Here is an 18,368-nt window from a genome sequence, read left to right as displayed (position 1 = left end):
CGAAGCACCTCAAGCGAAGGACGCCCCTGGCGGGTGGCGATCACCAGTTGGTAGTAACGCGCCTTCTGCGTTTCAGAGAGGGCGTTAACATCCATTCGGCTGAGCAGGGCGTCGGCGCCGCTCAGGTTCTGCTGCACAATGCTTATCTGCGCGTTTAGCAGGTTGCTTTCCTGACGCTGAGTGTCGTTGAGCGTTTGCGGCAGTTTGCTGAACTGATCGATAGCCTGCGGAAACTTCTCTTCTTTCAGCAACGCTCTGATTGCGAGTAATTGCCAGTCAACCTTGTTATCATCGGGGCTTTGCTGCATCTGCTGCAGGTAGTATTCGGAAGTGCCCGTTGCTGCCCCCTGCACGTTTGCCACCGGCATTTGCGGGTCCCGGCTGGAGCACCCGGCAAAAATAAGGGCAGCCAGCAGAAGGGGAAAGCAGCGTCCTGCTTTGTTATGAATGACTTTCGAAGGAAGCATACTGTATCCAGTGATGTTTTTTTCAAGATGCTCAATATTAAATCGGCAATTCGGATCTCACAATGAAACAACACGATCGGGCAGAGATTTCTGCCAGCACGCTTTATATTGTTCCCACACCGATCGGTAACCTGGGCGATATCACTCAGCGCGCGCTGACGGTGCTCTCAAACGTCGATCTGATCGCAGCGGAAGATACACGTCATACCGGGCTGTTGCTACAACATTTCGCCATCAATGCGCGCCTCTTCGCATTGCACGATCACAATGAACAACAGAAGGCCGAGCTGCTGCTGGCAAAGCTGCGCGAGGGGCAAAGCATCGCGCTGGTTTCCGATGCGGGCACGCCGCTGATTAACGATCCCGGCTATCATCTGGTGCGTCTGTGCCGCGAAGCGGGCATCCGTGTGGTACCGCTGCCGGGCGCCTGTGCCGCCATTGCCGCCTTGAGTGCCGCGGGGCTGCCGTCTGACCGTTTTTGTTACGAAGGGTTTCTTCCCGCCAAAAGTAAAGGCCGCTGCGATACCTTACGCGCGCTTGAGCAGGAGGCGCGCACGCTGATTTTTTACGAATCCACCCACCGTCTGCTGGAGAGTTTACAGGATATGGTCACGGTTTGGGGAACGGAACGCTATGTCGTTCTGGCGCGTGAAATCACCAAAACCTGGGAAACGATCAAGGGCGCGCCGGTGGGTGAGCTGCTGGCATGGGTGCTGGAGGATGAAAACCGTCGCAAGGGTGAAATGGTGCTGATTGTGGAAGGCTATCACGCGCAGGAGGATGCGCTGCCGCCGGAAGCGCTGCGTACGCTTGCCCTGCTGCAGAAAGAGCTACCGCTGAAAAAGGCCGCCGCGCTCACCGCAGAGATCCATGGTGTGAAAAAGAACGCGCTCTATAAATATGCGCTGGAACAGCAAGAAGGGTGACAAACCGCGCGGAATGCCCTATTATCCGCGCCGAAGCTGACCAGACAGTCGCCGCTTTGTTGCCGTCCTCTTTCGGGGGGAGACAGACAGAGGGGAGGAAAGTCCGGGCTCCATAGGGCAGGGTGCCAGGTAACGCCTGGGGGGCGCAAGCCCACGACCAGTGCAACAGAGAGCAAACCGCCGATGGCCCAGAAATGGGATCAGGTAAGGGTGAAAGGGTGCGGTAAGAGCGCACCGCGCGTCTGGCAACAGTTCGCGGCACGGTAAACTCCACCCGGAGCAAGGCCAAATAGGGGTTCACCAGGTACGGCCCGTACTGAACCCGGGTAGGCTGCTTGAGCCAGTGAGCGATTGCTGGCCTAGATGAATGACTGTCCACGACAGAACCCGGCTTACCGGTCAGCTTCGAACTCATTCAGTAAAAACCCCGCTTCGGCGGGGTTTTTGCGTTTCAGAATTTAACGGCAAGATGAATGACTGTCCACGACACTCTCTATGACAGGAAAGCGGCTTACCGGTCAGCTTCGAACTCATTCAGTAAAAACCCCGCTTCGGCGGGGTTTTTGCGTTTCAGAATTTAACGGCAAGATGAATGACTGTCCACGACACTCTCTATGACAGGAAAGCGGCTTACCGGTCAGCACCGAACTCATTCAGTAAAAACCCCGTGTCAACGGGTTTTTTACTTTCGGAAAGGCAATAAAACGCCTGTTGACGTTGAAACATGCCTTCCAGACCATGCCTGTTCTGACGCCAGAAGGCGGTATCGAAAAATCCTGCCATCCCTGCAAATCCCAGCCACCGCGTATTGGTTGTCCAAATGTTGCCATGAGAGTAAAAGCCACGCCTGACGTATTTATCAGGATTGTGCGGAAGCCTTGATCCCGACAGGGCAAAACCGGCAATCTGCCCTAATGTTTGATTTCTATTTGGTTCCAGCCTTTTTTAAACATGCAGTCCTTTACCAGAATCTCTCGCTGCTGTTGATTGGCGTCGCTTGTGGTGTAATCAGTATCGTAACTTTTATGTTTCTTATCTTTTGAGGTGTATTTACTGCTAATAATATTGTCAGGCGGCAGCTGGCGTAATGCCTGAGCCTTGCAGTCGGTCTCCGCAATATTTTCCTGCTGCTCCGTAGCCTCCGGTTTGACCCATTTATACTCCACGCATCCCGTCAGACAGAAAGGAAGAAGCAACATAATTAATTTTTTCATGATGTGTTTTTTTCCGGGAAATAAGAACAGCTCAGAACAATGATGCTGACCTGGATAAACAGAATGATGGTGCGTGTTAACGGGCATATCTGGAGAGATCTCGTCAGGCGCCAGGCCAGCTACGGCATTGCTGCCAGGATAGCCAGCCTGCGCCGCCGTTACGTTCAAAGCCCCAACGTTAGTAAATGCACGCCAGCATGCTGATGCACACGCTTTCCGTTTGGCCTGTCCAGACCCACAGGTTTCAAACTGACTAACCTGACAATCTTGTTAAAATAAGCGTTTTATTTTTCAACAATCTCTTTCACGTCCTGCTGCCTCAGTTGATGCATATTGCCGTCACTGTCTTTATAGGATAACAAGCCGGTCTCTTTATCTTTTACCGGTTTGCCAGAAGTCGTCAGCATATGACCATCCTGTGTGGAGATAACGTAATCACTGGAACACGCCGACAGGAGAAATGTAGTAGCAGCTAACAGAAGGGGGAATAAAATAGTTTTTCCTGATACTGAAGTTTTCATTATGCATACCTGTTAATTTTGTAATTATACCTGATACCGTAAAACGCTTTATTTTTACTTTTTTTTATTCAACCGTACTATAACGGGACATTTTTAATTGTTATTGATGGTTTTGTTTTGATCTAAGTCATTTTGTGAGCCTCTCGGATTCGCTTTGTCATTCCCCATCAATGAGCGCTACCAGGACAAGTTAAGAAGCGTTGGTCCTGAAGATGGATTGATTTCCCGCCATATATCACGTTTATTACGGGCGCTTATGAACGCCTGAACGGATTTTCAGCCATACTGCAGGTATCTCTTAATCCGTTTATCCCCGGAAACAGTTTTTTGCAGCACCTTGTTTCAAACGGAGTAAGATGCTTCTCACACACTCTCGACAGGCGCAGGAGATCCCGCATGAATACTGGACCATTAACGGAAGAAGAACTGGAGTGGTTAGATGATGCGCTGCTTCAGTACGGCAATGACGAATCGGTCATGGACGTCTCTGAACTGGACGGCATGTTAACGGCCCTTCTCTCCAGCCCAAATGTGGTGGAGCCTGAGCGCTGGCTGGTAGCGTTGTGGGGAGGTGAAGCGTCACAGCCTGAGTGGCCTTCAGAGGAGAATAAGCGTCGTTTTCAGCAGCTGACCTGGCAACATATGAACGATATTGCTGAAAGACTGAACGATGCGCCAGACCAGTTCGCGCCGCTGTTCGGCGTCAGTGAAATGGATGGCGAAGAGTATACCGTGGTGGAGGACTGGTGCGTGGGCTATCTGCGCGGCGTCGCACTGGGAGACTGGGCCGCCCTGCCGGAACAGCCGCAAAAGGCGCTGGATGCCATTGCGCTTCATGGTATGGAAAGTCGTTTCTCTGAGCTTGAGCAGATGACGCCAGAAGAGTATATACAGAGTCAGAATGCTATCGGTCCGGCGGCGCTGACGCTGCACCGGTACTGGCTGCCGCTTCGCTCATCAAGACTGAATTAAGCCGTTTACCCCGTCACCGGGAGCAGCGACCGGTGTAAATTATTCGCCGGGTAGATCAATCACCAGCGCCCGTAGCGGGGTGCTGGCCGTCAGCGTCACGCTCTCTTCTTCCTGAATAAACGCTCCATCTCCACACACCAACGCCTGTCTGGAACGCGAAGGTGTTCCGACATTTAACGCGCCGTGGATGGATTGCAGATAAGCCTGTCGGCCATGAAGTGCAATAGTTTCTGTCTCGCCAGCCTTAAGCTGCAGCTGATGGATCCAGACCTGCTGACGAAGTTGCAGGCTGTCATGTGCGCCATCCGGCGAAGCCAGCAGCAGATAACGCTGGTCGACAGGCACCGCCATTCGCTGTACCGTCATGTTTTCCCGTGCCGGAGAGGCGTCCAGCCAGAGCTGCATCCGCGTCAGCGTCTGATCTTTACTGAGGTTATGTTCACTGTAGCTGACGCCTGGCTGCGTTGAGAGCAACAGCGCCTCGCCGCTACGGGCCGTGACGTGGTTGCCATCGCTGTCGCGATATTCCGCCTCACCCTGCAGGATCAGATTCAGGACATCGACCTTTGGATAGGTTCTGGGTTGAAAGGAAGCCCCTGGTGTCAGCACTTCCTGGTTGAGCACGCGTAATGAAGCGTAGCCCAGCAATTTGGGATCAAAATAGTGACCAAAGGAAAAAGTGTATCGCGCCTGGAGCCAGCCGTAATCAGCCTTGCCACACTCTTGCGCGGTGCGACTGGTTATCATGAAATCCTCCCGCCGGCCGTTCTGATTTCCGGCCTTGTATGAAGTTCTTATAGTAAGTTTCTGGACGCCGGATTGTTAGCCAGTTAATCTGCTCAGCATATTCAAATTTACTGACAGAGAAAGGCTATGGCAAAAGATCGTGCGCTGACGCTGGAAGCATTACGCGTGATGGATGCTATCGATCGCCGGGGCAGTTTTGCGGCAGCGGCGGATGAGTTAGGGCGGGTACCTTCTGCCTTAAGCTATACCATGCAGAAACTTGAGGAAGAGCTGGATGTGGTGCTCTTCGACCGTTCCGGTCACCGGACCAAATTCACCAATGTAGGGCGGATGTTGCTGGAGCGTGGCCGGGTGCTGCTGGAAGCCGCAGACAAGCTGACCACCGATGCCGAAGCGCTGGCGCGCGGCTGGGAAACTCACCTGACCATTGTCAGCGAAGCGCTGGTCCCCTGCAGCCACCTCTTTCCGCTGATTGATAAGCTCGCGCTGAAAGCGAATACGCAAATTTCGCTGGTGACGGAAGTGCTGGCCGGTGCCTGGGAGCGTCTGGAGCAGGGGCGGGCAGATATTGTGATTGCGCCCGATATGCATTTTCGCGCCTCATCTGAAATCAATACCCGCAAGCTCTACAGCATGATCAGTGTGATAGTCGCCAGCCCGGATCATCCCGTTCATGATGAGCCAGAGCCGCTTTCCGAAGTCACTCGCGTAAAATATCGCGGCATCGCCGTGGCGGATACTGCCCGGGAGCGCCCGGTGCTAACCGTGCAGCTGCTGGACAAACAGCAGCGCCTGACGGTGAGCTCGATTGAGGACAAGCGCCGTGCGCTGCTGGCGGGACTGGGCGTGGCCTCAATGCCTTACCCTATGGTGGAAAAAGATATTGCGGAAGGCCGCCTGCGCGTCGTCAGCCCGGAATATACCCGCGAAGTGGATATTATTATGGCGTGGCGACGGGACAGCATGGGAGAAGCGAAGGCCTGGTGTCTGCGTGAGATCCCTAAGCTTCTGGCAAAGCAGCAGAAATAAGCACTGCCTGACAGGCTGGATGGGCGCGGTTTAATGGGCTGGAATCGAGTCAGATTCTGTCGCTAAGGACGGAAAGTGTCTGCCGGACAGCGTTTGTCCGGCAGAGCGACGGCGGGTAATCAGCGTGCGCGGAAGCGTTCGTCCCTGCCGTGCGGCTCATCCCAGTTAAAGGCTGGCCCCAGGGAAATCACACCCGACGGATTAATGGTGGTGTGGCTGCGGTAATAATGGTGACGGATATGCGCAAGATCCACCGTTTCTGCCACTCCGGGCAGCTGATAAATTTCCCGCAGGAAACCGTTCAGATTAAGATAGTCGCTGATGCGATGCTTATCGCATTTGAAATGGGTCACATAGACCGGATCGAAGCGAACCAGCGTCGTCCATAAACGCAGATCGGCTTCGGTCAGCTGATCTCCCGTCAGATAACGGTGCTGTCCCAGCATCTGTTCAAGACGGTCAAGGGAGCTGAAAAGGGCGGTCACCGCTTCATCATACGCTTCCTGCGACGTCGCAAACCCGGATTTATAGACGCCATTATTGACCGTATCGTAAACCCAGCTATTCACCTCATCGATTTTCTCCCGCAACGCGACGGGATAGTAATCTCCTGCACGCGCGCCGACGGCATCAAAAGCGCTGTTGAACATACGCAGAATATCGGCTGATTCATTACTGACGATGGTGTTCTGCTGCTTATCCCAGAGTACGGGAACGGTGACGCGTCCGGTGTAGTTTTCATCGGCGTGCAGATAGAGCTGATAGAGAAACTCATTCTGATAGAGGCTGTCACCGGTCGCCGCCGGGAAAGATTCGTCAAATGTCCAGCCGTTCTCCTGCATCAGCGGATGAACGACGGAGACGGAAATCATCTGCTCAAGCCCTTTCAGCTTACGCATAATCAGCGTGCGGTGCGCCCAGGGGCAGGCGAGGGAAACATACAGGTGATAGCGTCCCGCCTCGGCCTGAAAGCCAGCCTTACCGGTGGGGCCGGCCTGGCCGTCTGCGGTCACCCAGTTGCGCCAGGCGGATTCAGAGCGTTTGAAACGGCCACCGGTGGATTTGGTGTCGTACCAGTTATCGTGCCAGACGCCCTCGATAAGTTGTCCCATTAGCGGGCTCCTTCAGTTGATTTCGCTGTTTTCGGTTGGAATTAATTGTGGTGGCTTTTCCCGGGTAACGCTGTGGAAAATGTCACACCATAAAGATCACATCCGGAATGAGTCTGTAAGTCCTGCTGACAACCTCTCTGCCGATTATAGTAAAAGCCTGGAGAAGTATTAAAACAGAGCGGGTAATCACACTACTCATACCCGGAGCGGATCTTTGCCGGGCTGGGCAGATGCGTGAAAAGCGTCAGGCGGGCAGTCAAACTGACTGACCCGCCTGTTTTTTCAGATTGTCACCTTCGCGCCAGTCAATTTTGTTTTTTTGCGCAGCAAATGATCGATGCTGAGAGCGCCTGGGCCGGTAATAAACAGCAACAGGTAACCGCCAGCAATGCTCATGTTCTTCATAAAGTTAATGGAGTTGCCCGCCACTGAGGCATCGCTGTGAAACAGGAATGCGGTCAGCAGGGTAAAAATCACGGTGACGATTGCCGTAAAACGGGTCAGAAAGCCAAACAGAATCGCCAGGCCACCGCCGAATTCAAGCAGGATTGTCAGTGGCAGAAAGAAGCCGGGAACGCCCATGCTTTCCATATACTGTTGGGTGCCAGCGTAACCGGTGATTTTTCCCCAGCCAGCCACGATAAACAGCACCGGCATCAGGATACGCGCTATCAGAAAACCTACATCTTCGAATTTTTTCATTATCTACTCCAACAATAATTGTATGCCTGGCGACAAAGCCAGTGGCTGTTTTTACAGGCATGACGCGAAGTTAGACGCGGTGCCGTTTGTTGAGGAAGATAATATTCGGGCGGGGGTAGGATTGTAAGCGAGATAAATTGTTATAGTCTTTCAGTAAAACTGAACCCTCCGGGGCGAAGCCCGGAGAGTCCGGTGAGGCGAAGACCGCTTAACGCCCAGGCAGATAAGTCCGCACAATGCGCCAGGTACTCCAGAATCCAAGCCCCCGCTTCACCCAGCGGGTGATAATGCGCGGATTACGGACGGACCAGATAGCCATCAGGCCGCTACCTACGGCAGCATAGCGACGCAGATTAACCAACGTCAGCCAGCCCCGATCGTAGCGCGCGGTGCGCTCCAGCCAGAGTTTTTTACCGGCGCTCAGATCGAGCCGCTGCTGCTGGATCTGGCGCAGCAGTTCGGCTTTGTGTTGATCGCGCTCGCGGCTCATTACTCATCCTCCAGCAGTTCACGGTCTGACTTCAGCTCCCGGCGCGTGGCGCTAAGCAGCGTGGAGCGCCGTGATTTTGCCCGTGTCCAGAGCCCGAAGAAGAGGGCCAGCGCAAAGAGTACGCCGGTGGTGACGCCGATGGCCATCAGTCGGTATTGAGCATCAACGGCCCAGATGATCAGCACCATCAGACTCATCAGGCCAAACGCGGTAAAGAGCATCGTCAGGCCAATCATGATCAGCATCTGGATCAGATTGGCCTTCTCTTCCTCAAGCTCAACCACCGCCAGCCGCACACGGGTTTCCACGATGCCGACCAGCGTGGTGACAATGCGCTGACCGATGTCTATGACCCCTTTGCCGGGGCCGTGGCTTTGCGGAGAATTAGCCATAATTAACGACGCGTCAGCAGAACACCCAGCACCACACCAATGGCGGCACCGATGCCTACGCTGGTCCAGGGATTTTCACGCACGTAGACGTCAGCATGATCCGCCACTTCACGCGAAGTTTTAGCGATGCGATCGCCTGAATCGCCCAGGCGGGCACGGGTATCTTTCAGCGCGCTTTGCGCTTTGCTGCGCAGCTTATCCAGTTCGTTTCTTGACTTATCGCCGGTGTGGCTCAGCACTTCTTCCAGCGTATCCGCCAGCGTTTTCAGTTCGGCGCGCAGATGCTCAGATGTGGTGTCTTTAGACATGACAAACTCCTTTAATAGTCAGATGTGAGAGCCAGATGGTCAGGCACCTAATAGGGTGCTGCCTGGACTTCCCTAAGTTCACGCCTGGCCTCAGCCAGTTTAGCTTCACGTTTGGTGATTTTTTGACTGTCATCACCCTCCGCTTTTTCCTGGTCCAGCGCTTTCTGGCGTTCTTCCACTTTCTGATGATGCGCTTTTACCTTCGCCTGGTGAAGAGATTCGAGCTTTTCATCAGTGCAACCCGCGCGCGCTTCCGTTAAAGCTCGTTCCAGTCCGTTCACGCGGCGTTGATTGTCATTCTGGCGAGCCAGATCGATCTCATGCTCAATATCCTGCGCCTTTTGCGTACAAAGGGAGTCTGCTGCATGAGTGAAAGTGGTTAGCGTCAAAATGCCAAGGCCAAGAATCGTGCGGTAAATCATAGTGGTCGCTACCTTCCCTTGTTTGGGCCGCTGGAACGTCCCGGTTTTCCCGTCGCTGCCGGTTGGAAATATCAGCCACTTAAGCATAGTCATAAAACCGGGAAAGCTCAAAAAGAGAGAAGATTCTTAGGGATAGCGCAGAAGAGGGGACGGGCAGACGCCCGTCATCCCAGCGTCTGCTTAGAGGAGGGAAGGCGATTACTTTTCTCCAGCGAAGCCGTTTTTCCCATTCGGGCGATCTCAAAGCCTTCAGGCAGCATGTCACGCAGCACCTTTTCCGCCGCATTGCTTTGCTCGGCAGAATCAAACTTGATTACCAGTGAATCTTTATCCGGCGTGATGCTTTTGATATGGATGCCGTTGGCGTTAAGCCGCTGGTAGACATAGAACCCGTCGGGCACGCTAATGCCCTGTTGCGATGGGCGGATCTGCAGTGCGGTTTCGTTGCGAAACAGTGCAGGGATAAACGCCACCATCAGCAGCGCGGTAGCGCCAGCAAAGAGAAGGGTAAGCAGCCGCAAAGAGAGGCGTGGCCAGCGTTGACTCAGCATCAGGAGTGTCCTTTGCCATTGTCCGTGCTGCGCTTTTTACGCCAGAGCACGTACAGTGAGCCAAACAGGCCAAAGACCAGCAGCACCAGTGGCAGCAGCATCAGGCAGAACATAAGCTGATCTTCATATTTGAGAAAGAGGGGCGTTTTGCCGATGGCGAAACCCAGCACGGTCAAAATCAATACCCACAGCAGGCCGCTCATCCAGTTAAAAAACTGGAAACGGGCATTGCTCAGGCCTGAGAGACCGGCGATGGTCGGCAGCAGCGTACGTACAAAGGCGATAAAGCGACCTATCAGCAGCGCGGAAAGCCCGTGACGATGAAAAAGCTGGTGGGCCCGCTGATGGTATTGTGCGGGCAGATGAGAGAGCCATTTTTGCACCGTGGGCGTATTGCCCAGCCACCGGCCCTGAATATAGCTGACCCAGCATCCCAGACTGGCCGCCGTGGTCAGGATTAACAGCGTAAGCGGAAAAGACATCGTGCCTTTGGCAATCAGCACGCCAACCAAAATCAGTAAACTGTCACCCGGCAGAAACGCGGCAGGAAGCAGCCCGTTCTCCAGGAAAAGGATCATAAAGAGCACAAAGTAAATCGCCCAGACCAGTGAAGGATCGGCGAGCGACTCATAATCCTGTTGCCAAAGCGCATGTATCAGATCTTTAAATATATCCATTAGGTATTCCTGAACATCATTGTTGGCGTTGTTCTGGCAAAGGCCGTCACGAATTATTATTCATCATTATAGGTGCAGGCGGAATCAGAACACACAAGTCTTATCGGTTTGCCGGAAAAGCGACGCGGCCTGCAGATTGTGCCTCAAACCGTAAAAAATAGCGGTTAACTGTAACAAACAACCGTAAACGGAGACAGCGAAACCCGGCATTAACGATGTTTTACAGTGGCTGGCGGTTAGCGGAAAGAGGTTTTACACAGGCTGACACTAATAGCCTCCGGCCAGGCAGCCATGCTTCTGTTTACTGGTGAAAAGTGTGGCTTTCCCGCCCTTGAGAAGAGAAGTTAACAATTAACGGCGTTTTCACCTGTTACGTTTTACCGGTTCTTAACAACCGATTAAAAACAGGTTTTTGTGATCGAGACAGCAAGTCCACCGCAGTCACGCGACAGCAGAGGGTTAACTTTTACATAGTGGCTGTTTACGAAACCGCACGTACAAAGCGCTTGTGCTTAAGCTTGAGCGTAAAAGGAGGCTGACATGCTGAGAGTAAACCGCAGGGATTTTCCCGGTCGCGCGTATCCCACCCGTATCATCCAGTTTGGCGAAGGGAATTTCCTGCGCGCGTTTATTGACTGGCAAATTGATTTACTGAACGAGCATACCGATCTCAATGCGGGCATCGTCGTTGTCCGGCCCCGCAATACTCCAGCGGAGCGCTCGCTCAATCAGCAGGATGGCCTGTATACCACGCTTATCCGGGGCGTGAATGAGGCGGGAGAAATCGTCAGCGAACCCAGACTTATCCGCTCCGTTAATCAGGAGATCCACCCACAGGCACAGTACGACGCTTTTATGGCACTGGCGAGAGAGGAAAATATCCGGCTGCTCTTTTCCAATACCACCGAGTCAGGCATCAGCTATCAGCATGGCGAAAAATTGACAGACGCGCCAGCCGCCAGTTTTCCGGCGAAGCTGACCCAGCTCCTCTATGCGCGCTGGCAGCATTTTAATGGTGATGAGGACAAAGGATGGGTGATGCTGCCCTGTGAGCTGATAGAAGAGAATGGTCCGGCGCTGCGGACGTTAATCTTACGCTATGCCGACGAATGGGCATTGCCTGCGGCCTTCGCGCACTGGGTTGAGCAGCATAATACGTTCTGTTCAACGCTGGTGGACCGGATCGTGACGGGCTATCCAGAGGATGCCGCAGAGATCGAGGCGTCGCTGGGTTACCGGGACGACTATCTGGTCACGGGCGAAGTCTACTATCTGCTGGTTATACAGGGTCCTGCATGGCTGGCAGATCTTCTCAGGTACGATAGTTATCCCCTTAATATCAAACTTGTGGAAGATATCGCGCCCTATAAAGAACAGAAAGTGGCCATCCTTAACGGCGCGCATACGGCGATGGTGCCGGTGGCTTTCCTGGCCGGACTGAATACGGTGGGGGAAGCGATGGAAGATGCTGACGTTGCCTGTTTTATCGACCAGGTGCTGAGAGAGGAGATTATTCCGGCGCTTTCCCAGCCCGCGGGTGAACTGAATCGCTATGCAGATGCGGTAATTAACCGCTTTCGCAATCCCTTTATTCGTCATCAGCTCCAGGCTATTGCGCTCAACAGCATGACCAAATTCCGCACGCGTCTGCTGCCACAGCTGCTGAACAGCGCGGCACGTTCTGGCCATCCTCCCGCACGCCTGTCGTTTGCTCTGGCCGCGCTTCTGGCCTTCTTTCGCGGGAAGCGTGGTGAAGAGCGCTATCTGTTGCAGGATGACGCCGCCTGGCTGACGCTTTTCGCCGATCTCTGGGCAAAGGTGGAGAAGGGGGCGCTGACGCCGCAGCAACTGGTTGAAGCCGTGCTCAGTAACCGCCAGCACTGGGGAGAGGATCTCACGCAGGTGCCGGGACTTACCGCCGCCGTGACGACACATCTGCAGCGCATTATTGTTGACGGTATGCGTCAGTCACTGGTTCGGCTGAATCAGGTAAACGCCGCAGTCGGGCTTAGCCAATAAGCTGCATGAGAACATAGCCGCGCAAGCGGCATAAAAGATAGCGACAGAATACTTGCGAATGAACGAACGGTTCTCAGCGGAGCGGGGAAGAGAAGCCGGAGTGAGTGTGCAAAGAGGGGAATCAACGCCAGTCAGCAAGCAGCAGGCGCATCCGGGCGCAATGACCCGGACGCGCCGACCGCTCAGACTGCTTTCTGGGCTTCCCGGCGTTTTTCAGCCATACAGGCCGCCGCCGTAAACAGAATATCGGTGGAGGAGTTCAGCGCCGTTTCGGCGGAATCCTGCAGTACGCCGATAATAAAGCCCACGGCGACCACCTGCATGGCGATATCATCGGGAATGCCGAACATATTGCAGGCCACCGGGATCAGCAGCAGTGAACCGCCCGCCACGCCAGAGGCTCCGCAGGCGCACACTGAAGCGACCAGGCTCAGCAGGATTGCGGAACCAAAGTCGACCTGAATGTTCAGCGTCGTGACCGCCGCCAGCGTCAGTACCGTAATGGTGATTGCCGCCCCCGCCATACTGATGGTTGCCCCGACGGGAATCGAAATAGAGTAGGTATCCTCATCCAGATCCAGCTTTTTCGCCAGCGCCATATTCACCGGGATATTGGCGGCGGAGCTGCGGGTGAAAAAGGCGGTCACGCCGCTTTCACGCAGGCAGGTAAACACCAGCGGATAAGGGTTCGCCCGGATTTTCCACCATACCAGCAGCGGATTTACCACCAGCGCCATCAGCAGCATACAGCCCAGCAGCAGGCAGAGCAGTTGAGCGTAGTCGAGCAGCGCCGAGAAGCCGGTTGACGCCAGGGTTGATGCCACCAGACCAAAAATACCGACAGGCGCCAGGCGAATCACGATACGCACCAGCACGGTGACCGCACTGGACATATCGTTCAGGAACGCGCGTGTGGTGGTGCTGGCGTGGCGGAAGGCAATGCCGAGACCGATGGCCCAGACCAGAATGCCGATATAGTTGGCGTTCATCAGCGCATCAATCGGGTTCGCCACCATACTTTTAAGCAGTCCCTGCAGAACCGCCAGAACGCCGCCAGGCGGCGTGATTTCCGTTGTGGCCCTGGTCAGGGTTAATGTCAGAGGAAAGAGATGGCTGAACACCACCGCCACCACGGCAGCACAGAAGGTGCCCAGCAGATACAAAATAATAATGGGACGAATGGTGGTTTTCTGCCCGTGCTGATGACTGGCAATTGATGCTGTGACCAGCACCATTACCAAAATCGGCGCCACTGCCTTCAGCGCGCTGACGAAGAGATCGCCCAGCAGACCAACGGCCAGCGCGTTATCTTTTGAAACGCCCGCCAGCACGATGCCCGCCACCAGACCAATCATAATTTGGGCGACGAGGCTGCCCTGCATCAGGCGAGAAAACAGGCCCGGACGATTATTTTCCATTCTCATAGTAGAAACCAGCTGTGATAGTGATAGGGATGCGCGTCAGCGTCGGTTGCGCTGAACATAGCGGCATTCTCATGTTTGCGCTGGGAAGTATAAGGAAATGTTGTGGCAGGGAAAGCGAAAAGTCGCGAAACCTGGCCCGGAGATGCATTAACTTTGCATACTCCGGGCCTTACTCACAAAATGAGCGCGTTATTTGCCCGCTAACCGGCGATCGTTGCGGCGGTTAACCCAGGTATTAATCAGCAGCGTCAGGGCGAGGATGCCGCCGACGGTACTCAGGGAGACGGCCACCGGGATGTGGTAAAAATCGACGATCAGCATCTTAACCCCGATAAAGACCAGCACCACGGCAAGACCATATTTAAGCATGGAGAAGCGCTCGGCCACGTTTGCCAGCAGGAAGTACATGGCACGCAGGCCAAGGATGGCGAACAGGTTAGAGGTCAGCACGATAAAGGGGTCGGTCGTCACGGCAAAGATAGCCGGGATACTGTCTACCGCGAAGATGACGTCGCTCAGCTCCACCATAATCAGTACCAGAAACAGCGGCGTGGCAAAGAGAATGCCGTTGCGGCGGACGAAGAATTTCTCCCCTTCCAGGTTGTCAGTCATCCGCAGGTGGCTGCGTAACCAGCGAACAACCGGCTTGTCGCCAACGGCTTCTTCACCCTCTTTACCAGGCATACCCATCTTGATACCGGTAAAAATCAGGAACACGCCAAACACATACAGGATCCAGGCAAACTCAGACACCAGCCAGCTCCCGGCGAAAATCATAATAGTACGCAGGACAATCGCGCCCAGCACACCGTATATCAACACGCGCCGTTGCAGGGCCGCCGGTACGGAGAAGTAACTGAACAGCATCAGCCAGACGAAGACGTTATCCACGGCCAGCGCTTTTTCCAGCACGTAGCCGGTCAGGAAGGCGAGTGTCTGGGTATGGGCGATTTCAGGGCCAGCGGTGCCTTGTAAGTACCAGTAAAAGGCGGTGGCAAAGAGAAGAGAGACGGATACCCAGACCAGCGACCAGACGGCCGCCTGCCTGAAGGTCATTGTTTGTGCGCCACGACGTCCCTGCAATAACAGGTCAATCGCCAGCATAATCAGCACCACGACAGCGAAACTGCCCCAAAGTAACGGCGTACCTACAGTGTTCATAGCATTATCCTGTGCATAAAAATGGCCAACGTTGGAAGACGTCAGCCACAGTGTTGATGCTGTAAGCAAACCTCGCCTCCCGGCAAGGTCTCACTTACAACGCAGGATGGATCCTGGTTGCCCGGTAACCGGGTGCTTACGCACCGTAATGACGATTAGCCGGCAATGAAGTTACTCCCCTTTGCTGCGTTTGAAGATAGAGGCCGGGGCGCTACTGGTCAATCCTTGATGTTAATATTTAGAAATATTTACACATCCACCTTATCCGCCGGAAAAATCACGCCAGTTTGACGCCGTATTTCGGTCAGCAGCTTCGCTGTAGTGCGTGAAACGGCCAGTCCGGGATGGTTGACCTCTTTATTATCTATCAGTTTTGCAAATGTTTCTGCTTCGTAAAACATCGTATTGATGTGCTGAGGTTGTGTGAGATCCTGAGGCTTACCGCTGCGTGGCATGACGGTGATGCGCTGGCATTCAGCAATATGATCGATCACCAGCGACCCCTCTTCCCCCTGGATTTCGCTGGCGTTAACGGACTGGCTGACTTTGGAGTGCAGCAGAGTAACGTCGAAATCGCCATAGTTCATCACCACAGTACCGTGAGCATCGACGCCGCTTTCCAGCAGCGACGCGTTTGCGGCCACGCTAACCGGTTCGCCCCATAGCGCGACGGCAGAGGCCAGACAGTAAAAGCCGATATCCATGATGGAACCGTTGGACCAGGCAGGATTAAACGTGTTGGGGTTTTCGCCATCGAGATAACGCTGATAGCGGGAGGAATACTGACAGTAGGTCAGTTGGGCTTTACGCAGCTTACCAACGCCGGGCAGCGCCTGCTGAAGAACCCGAAAGTTGGGCAGACTGGCGGTTTTAAATGCCTCGAACAGCACCACCTGGTTATCGCGGGCGCAGGCGATCATCGCCTCGGCCTCGCGCAGATTGGACGCCAGCGGTTTCTCGCAGATGACATGTTTGCCGTGCTGCATAAACAGCAGCGCCTGCTGACAGTGCAGCGCATTGGGGCTTGCGATATAGACTGCATCAATATCCTCTGACCCGGCCATCCGCTCCAGTGAGGTAAAAATATGCGCCACCTGGTACTCATTGCTGAAGGCCTGAGCCTGCTCCAGCGTTCGGGAATAGACGGCGGTAAGTTTCATCTTACCGGTCTGATGTGCAGCGTCGACGAACTGCCGCGTAATCCAGTTGGTGCCAACTATTGCGAAGCGAATCATAGCGTGTTGCGATCTCCACTCATTTTTAAATTGCGGAACAGATCGGTCACCGTCCCACTCTGGTCTGACTCAGAGTAACATGGCGGGTCAACCGGACAAGGTGAAAAAGCGTTGTTTTACTGACGGAAATGGCGGGGCGAAGCGCCATAATCCGCAGGAATATTTGATTTTCCATCGCACCTCCTGGAGGATAGCGTCAGATAACATCTTGCAGGATAACGGCATGAAAATGACAACGGGTAGCAGACATGCGCTGAACTGGACCAGTATTCTGGTCGCGATTCCGGTGGGCTTTGCCGCCTCGCTGGTGACGCTGCTCTTCCGGCTGACCATCGAATTGATCAACAGCCTGATGTTCAGCACCGACAAAGATATTACCCAGGCGGTACAGGTTTACCCCTGGTATTACTGGCCGCTGATTGTCGGTGCTGGCGGCGTTATAGCCGGATTTTTCCTGCGTTACGCGACGGCGATTGAGCAAAAAGAGACGGTGCGCACGGACTATCTGGAGGTGATCAACGCCAGGCTGGACGCGGTGCCGACCAAAACCTCACTGTTTCGTGCGATCTCATCCCTGGCCAGCATCAGCAGCGGCGCTTCAATAGGGAAAGAAGGGCCGATGGTGCAGCTCTCCGCGCTCTGCGGCAGCCTGATGGGGCGGTTTTGCTTTCAGCGTTTAAACCTGCGAAACAGTGATGTGGTGGCGATGGCGGCGGCGGCCGGCCTTTCATCCGTCTATCATGCGCCGCTGGCGTCGGCCATTTTTGTGGCGGAAATTGCGTTTGGCATCTCGGCGCTTCAGCGCGTCATCCCGCTGATTATCTCCTCCGGCGTGGCGGTGCTGACCATGTGGACGCTGGGACACCGCTCCGCCATCTACACCTTAACCAGCGCGCAGTTTGAGCTGACGCCCGTTAACATGCTGCTGACTGTGGCGCTGGGCCTGCTGGCGGGACTGGCGGGCGGGGCGTTTATCTGGCTGATTAATCAAAGCAAGGCCCGCTTCGGTAAGATCAAAAGCCTGCCGCTGCGTCTGGGGCTGGGCGGCTTACTCGTCGGCGGCATGGCGACAGGCAGCAGCAATATCCTGGGCAACGGCTACGAAGTGATTGTCACGATCATGGCAGGCGGCTTTCTGATTAAAGGCCTGGTGATCCTGCTGGTGCTGAAAATGGTCGCCACCGCCATCTCCGTCGGATCGAGCGCCGTCGGCGGGCTTTTTACGCCTTCGCTACTGATTGGCGCTATTGTTGGCGTGCTGCTGGCTTCGCTGGCAAGCCTTGCGGGGCTGCCGGTCAGCCATGCAGTGATATTCGCAGCCATCGGCATGGGTGCCGTGCTGGCTTCCGTCAGTCAGGCACCGCTGATGGCGATGCTGATGGTGCTGGAGATGACGCTCAACAGCAGCCTGCTTTTCCCCACCATGATCGCCTGCGTGCTGGCGACCATGACTGCCTACCGGTTACAGCTCGCCAGCACCTATCCGCTGATCAAAAATCACTTCAGCCGCTCAGATGCGAAGTTTGAATTTGATAACGGCATTATTTCGCAGTTCATCGTCTCCGGCGCAGCGCTGAGGCCGGAAGATTCCGTGGGTAAAGCGCTGGCGGTCAGCTCGCTTAAACGGGAGCGCTTCGTCTACGTGGTCAGCGAAGAGGGCGAGTTTCTCGGCGCCACCTCCATCCACGACATTTCCCGTAAGGTGCTTGATAAAGAAATTACGCTGAATTCGCCGGTCAGCGGGGTGATGGATACCGCCTTTCCGACCATCTATGAAAACCAGACCATTACTGAAGGGTGGGAAGCGTTTGCCGCGATAACGCTGGAGCGCTTACCGGTGCTGAATAATCCGCAGGAAAGAAAGTATCTTGGCGCGCTGACCAAAACCAGCCTGATCCAGAAAGCAAAAGCGTTTCTCTGATCGCGCTCAGCGCCTGAGCTGCAAGCGACAGGAGGAGAGCCCGGCGCTCAAGAGATAAGAGCCTGCGGTTCATCTTCC

General features: G+C 54.6%; 21 protein-coding genes and 1 other RNA gene. 6 read left to right on the top strand and 16 right to left on the bottom strand.

From position 1 onward, the window contains the following. On the bottom strand, nt 1-467 hold a 467-nt coding region (locus EA20_RS19530), incomplete at its 3' end, for a penicillin-binding protein activator (RefSeq protein ID WP_038381490.1). Nucleotides 468-529: 62 nt separating this feature from the next. Between EA20_RS19530 and rsmI the strand changes: the two genes are divergently transcribed. Beyond that, the gene (gene rsmI, locus EA20_RS0105330) at nt 530-1,393 is read left to right on the top strand and encodes a 16S rRNA (cytidine(1402)-2'-O)-methyltransferase (protein ID WP_024965851.1); all 864 of its coding nucleotides are present in this window, start codon (nt 530-532) and stop codon (nt 1,391-1,393) included. A 32-nt stretch (nt 1,394-1,425) separates the two neighbouring features. Further along, an RNA gene (rnpB, locus tag EA20_RS19955) (RNase P RNA component class A) lies at nt 1,426-1,804 on the top strand. Between the two features lie 500 nt (nt 1,805-2,304). On the opposite strand, the gene EA20_RS0105320 is transcribed toward rnpB, so the two are convergent. Both EA20_RS0105320 and EA20_RS0105315 read right to left on the bottom strand, forming a co-directional pair. Next, entirely contained in the window at nt 2,305-2,607 is a 303-nt protein-coding gene (locus EA20_RS0105320; protein ID WP_024965850.1) for a hypothetical protein, read from the bottom strand. Between the two features lie 284 nt (nt 2,608-2,891). Further along, nucleotides 2,892-3,128, bottom strand: coding sequence for a YgdI/YgdR family lipoprotein (locus EA20_RS0105315; protein ID WP_024965849.1), 237 nt, complete (start codon nt 3,126-3,128; stop codon nt 2,892-2,894). 396 nt (nt 3,129-3,524) lie between these two features. On the opposite strand from EA20_RS0105315, the gene EA20_RS0105310 reads away from it, so the two are divergent. After that, entirely contained in the window at nt 3,525-4,100 is a 576-nt protein-coding gene (locus EA20_RS0105310) for a UPF0149 family protein (protein ID WP_024965848.1), read from the top strand. A 39-nt stretch (nt 4,101-4,139) separates the two neighbouring features. Here the strand turns inward: EA20_RS0105310 and EA20_RS0105305 are convergent, their stop codons facing one another. Further along, nucleotides 4,140-4,847, bottom strand: a complete 708-nt coding sequence (locus EA20_RS0105305) for a pirin family protein (protein ID WP_024965847.1) — start codon at nt 4,845-4,847, stop codon at nt 4,140-4,142. A gap of 126 nt (nt 4,848-4,973) precedes the next feature. On the opposite strand from EA20_RS0105305, the gene EA20_RS0105300 reads away from it, so the two are divergent. Further along, complete coding sequence (locus EA20_RS0105300) at nt 4,974-5,876, top strand: LysR family transcriptional regulator (protein WP_024965846.1); 903 nt, start codon at nt 4,974-4,976, stop codon at nt 5,874-5,876. A gap of 119 nt (nt 5,877-5,995) precedes the next feature. Here the strand turns inward: EA20_RS0105300 and EA20_RS0105295 are convergent, their stop codons facing one another. The 8 genes from EA20_RS0105295 to EA20_RS0105260 all read right to left on the bottom strand — a co-directional run bounded on the left by EA20_RS0105295 (nt 5,996) and on the right by EA20_RS0105260 (nt 10,530). Continuing rightward, entirely contained in the window at nt 5,996-6,988 is a 993-nt protein-coding gene (locus EA20_RS0105295) for a glutathione S-transferase family protein (RefSeq protein WP_024965845.1), read from the bottom strand. A gap of 282 nt (nt 6,989-7,270) precedes the next feature. Then, nucleotides 7,271-7,690: a DoxX family protein gene (locus EA20_RS0105290; RefSeq protein WP_024965844.1), complete on the bottom strand. Its 420-nt coding sequence runs from the start codon at nt 7,688-7,690 to the stop codon at nt 7,271-7,273. A 208-nt stretch (nt 7,691-7,898) separates the two neighbouring features. Next, nucleotides 7,899-8,180, bottom strand: coding sequence for a YqjK-like family protein (locus EA20_RS0105285; protein WP_024965843.1), 282 nt, complete (start codon nt 8,178-8,180; stop codon nt 7,899-7,901). Continuing rightward, nucleotides 8,180-8,572, bottom strand: a complete 393-nt coding sequence (locus EA20_RS0105280) for a phage holin family protein (protein ID WP_024965842.1) — start codon at nt 8,570-8,572, stop codon at nt 8,180-8,182. Before EA20_RS0105280 ends, EA20_RS0105285 begins: the two co-directional genes overlap by 1 nt. A gap of 2 nt (nt 8,573-8,574) precedes the next feature. Then, nucleotides 8,575-8,880, bottom strand: coding sequence for a YqjD family protein (locus EA20_RS0105275; RefSeq protein ID WP_024965841.1), 306 nt, complete (start codon nt 8,878-8,880; stop codon nt 8,575-8,577). Nucleotides 8,881-8,927: 47 nt separating this feature from the next. After that, entirely contained in the window at nt 8,928-9,302 is a 375-nt protein-coding gene (locus tag EA20_RS0105270; protein ID WP_024965840.1) for a DUF1090 domain-containing protein, read from the bottom strand. Between the two features lie 164 nt (nt 9,303-9,466). Beyond that, nucleotides 9,467-9,853 (bottom strand): EnvZ/OmpR regulon moderator MzrA, encoded by a 387-nt coding sequence (mzrA, locus tag EA20_RS0105265; protein ID WP_024965839.1) that lies wholly within the window; start codon nt 9,851-9,853, stop codon nt 9,467-9,469. Then, nucleotides 9,853-10,530 carry a DedA family protein gene (locus EA20_RS0105260; protein WP_024965838.1) on the bottom strand — a complete coding sequence of 226 codons (678 nt, stop codon included), beginning with the start codon at nt 10,528-10,530 and terminating at the stop codon, nt 9,853-9,855. Before EA20_RS0105260 ends, mzrA begins: the two co-directional genes overlap by 1 nt. A 540-nt stretch (nt 10,531-11,070) precedes the next feature. Between EA20_RS0105260 and EA20_RS0105255 the strand changes: the two genes are divergently transcribed. After that, nucleotides 11,071-12,549 carry a tagaturonate reductase gene (locus tag EA20_RS0105255; protein WP_024965837.1) on the top strand — a complete coding sequence of 493 codons (1,479 nt, stop codon included), beginning with the start codon at nt 11,071-11,073 and terminating at the stop codon, nt 12,547-12,549. A 182-nt stretch (nt 12,550-12,731) separates the two neighbouring features. Here EA20_RS0105255 and sstT read toward each other — a convergent pair whose 3' ends face one another. The 4 genes from sstT to EA20_RS21220 form a co-directional block, all read right to left on the bottom strand. Continuing rightward, nucleotides 12,732-13,973, bottom strand: coding sequence for a serine/threonine transporter SstT (gene sstT / locus EA20_RS0105250; RefSeq protein WP_024965836.1), 1,242 nt, complete (start codon nt 13,971-13,973; stop codon nt 12,732-12,734). Between the two features lie 189 nt (nt 13,974-14,162). Beyond that, nucleotides 14,163-15,134, bottom strand: a complete 972-nt coding sequence (locus EA20_RS0105245; protein ID WP_024965835.1) for a TerC family protein — start codon at nt 15,132-15,134, stop codon at nt 14,163-14,165. Nucleotides 15,135-15,382: 248 nt separating this feature from the next. Further along, complete coding sequence (locus tag EA20_RS0105240; protein WP_024965834.1) at nt 15,383-16,369, bottom strand: Gfo/Idh/MocA family protein; 987 nt, start codon at nt 16,367-16,369, stop codon at nt 15,383-15,385. A 46-nt stretch (nt 16,370-16,415) separates the two neighbouring features. Continuing rightward, nucleotides 16,416-16,544 carry a hypothetical protein gene (locus tag EA20_RS21220; protein WP_255342924.1) on the bottom strand — a complete coding sequence of 43 codons (129 nt, stop codon included), beginning with the start codon at nt 16,542-16,544 and terminating at the stop codon, nt 16,416-16,418. A gap of 54 nt (nt 16,545-16,598) precedes the next feature. Here EA20_RS21220 and EA20_RS0105235 point away from each other — a divergent pair, with 54 nt between their 5' ends. Beyond that, complete coding sequence (locus tag EA20_RS0105235) at nt 16,599-18,290, top strand: chloride channel protein (protein WP_024965833.1); 1,692 nt, start codon at nt 16,599-16,601, stop codon at nt 18,288-18,290. Nucleotides 18,291-18,368: the final 78 nt, after the last annotated feature.

The organism is Pantoea sp. IMH (assembly GCF_000599885.1).
Taxonomy (GTDB): Bacteria; Pseudomonadota; Gammaproteobacteria; order Enterobacterales; family Enterobacteriaceae; genus Erwinia.
This window is presented reverse-complemented; position numbering and strand designations above follow the sequence as displayed.

Excerpts from the sequence above, each read along its gene's own strand:
- EA20_RS0105300 (WP_024965846.1), top strand. The coding sequence starts at position 4,974 with ATGGCAAAAGATCGTGCGCTGACGCTGGAAGCATTACGCGTGATGGAT.
- EA20_RS0105235 (WP_024965833.1), top strand. The coding sequence starts at position 16,599 with ATGACAACGGGTAGCAGACATGCGCTGAACTGGACCAGTATTCTGGTC.
- EA20_RS0105275 (WP_024965841.1), bottom strand. The coding sequence starts at position 8,880 with ATGTCTAAAGACACCACATCTGAGCATCTGCGCGCCGAACTGAAAACG.
- EA20_RS0105305 (WP_024965847.1), bottom strand. The coding sequence starts at position 4,847 with ATGATAACCAGTCGCACCGCGCAAGAGTGTGGCAAGGCTGATTACGGC.
- EA20_RS0105240 (WP_024965834.1), bottom strand. The coding sequence starts at position 16,369 with ATGATTCGCTTCGCAATAGTTGGCACCAACTGGATTACGCGGCAGTTC.
- EA20_RS0105255 (WP_024965837.1), top strand. The coding sequence starts at position 11,071 with ATGCTGAGAGTAAACCGCAGGGATTTTCCCGGTCGCGCGTATCCCACC.
- EA20_RS0105285 (WP_024965843.1), bottom strand. The coding sequence starts at position 8,180 with ATGAGCCGCGAGCGCGATCAACACAAAGCCGAACTGCTGCGCCAGATC.
- EA20_RS0105280 (WP_024965842.1), bottom strand. The coding sequence starts at position 8,572 with ATGGCTAATTCTCCGCAAAGCCACGGCCCCGGCAAAGGGGTCATAGAC.
- EA20_RS0105315 (WP_024965849.1), bottom strand. The coding sequence starts at position 3,128 with ATGAAAACTTCAGTATCAGGAAAAACTATTTTATTCCCCCTTCTGTTA.
- EA20_RS0105320 (WP_024965850.1), bottom strand. The coding sequence starts at position 2,607 with ATGAAAAAATTAATTATGTTGCTTCTTCCTTTCTGTCTGACGGGATGC.
- EA20_RS0105260 (WP_024965838.1), bottom strand. The coding sequence starts at position 10,530 with ATGGATATATTTAAAGATCTGATACATGCGCTTTGGCAACAGGATTAT.
- EA20_RS0105310 (WP_024965848.1), top strand. The coding sequence starts at position 3,525 with ATGAATACTGGACCATTAACGGAAGAAGAACTGGAGTGGTTAGATGAT.
- sstT (WP_024965836.1), bottom strand. The coding sequence starts at position 13,973 with ATGAGAATGGAAAATAATCGTCCGGGCCTGTTTTCTCGCCTGATGCAG.
- rsmI (WP_024965851.1), top strand. The coding sequence starts at position 530 with ATGAAACAACACGATCGGGCAGAGATTTCTGCCAGCACGCTTTATATT.
- EA20_RS0105290 (WP_024965844.1), bottom strand. The coding sequence starts at position 7,690 with ATGAAAAAATTCGAAGATGTAGGTTTTCTGATAGCGCGTATCCTGATG.
- mzrA (WP_024965839.1), bottom strand. The coding sequence starts at position 9,853 with ATGCTGAGTCAACGCTGGCCACGCCTCTCTTTGCGGCTGCTTACCCTT.
- EA20_RS0105295 (WP_024965845.1), bottom strand. The coding sequence starts at position 6,988 with ATGGGACAACTTATCGAGGGCGTCTGGCACGATAACTGGTACGACACC.
- EA20_RS0105270 (WP_024965840.1), bottom strand. The coding sequence starts at position 9,302 with ATGATTTACCGCACGATTCTTGGCCTTGGCATTTTGACGCTAACCACT.
- EA20_RS21220 (WP_255342924.1), bottom strand. The coding sequence starts at position 16,544 with ATGGAAAATCAAATATTCCTGCGGATTATGGCGCTTCGCCCCGCCATT.
- EA20_RS0105245 (WP_024965835.1), bottom strand. The coding sequence starts at position 15,134 with ATGAACACTGTAGGTACGCCGTTACTTTGGGGCAGTTTCGCTGTCGTG.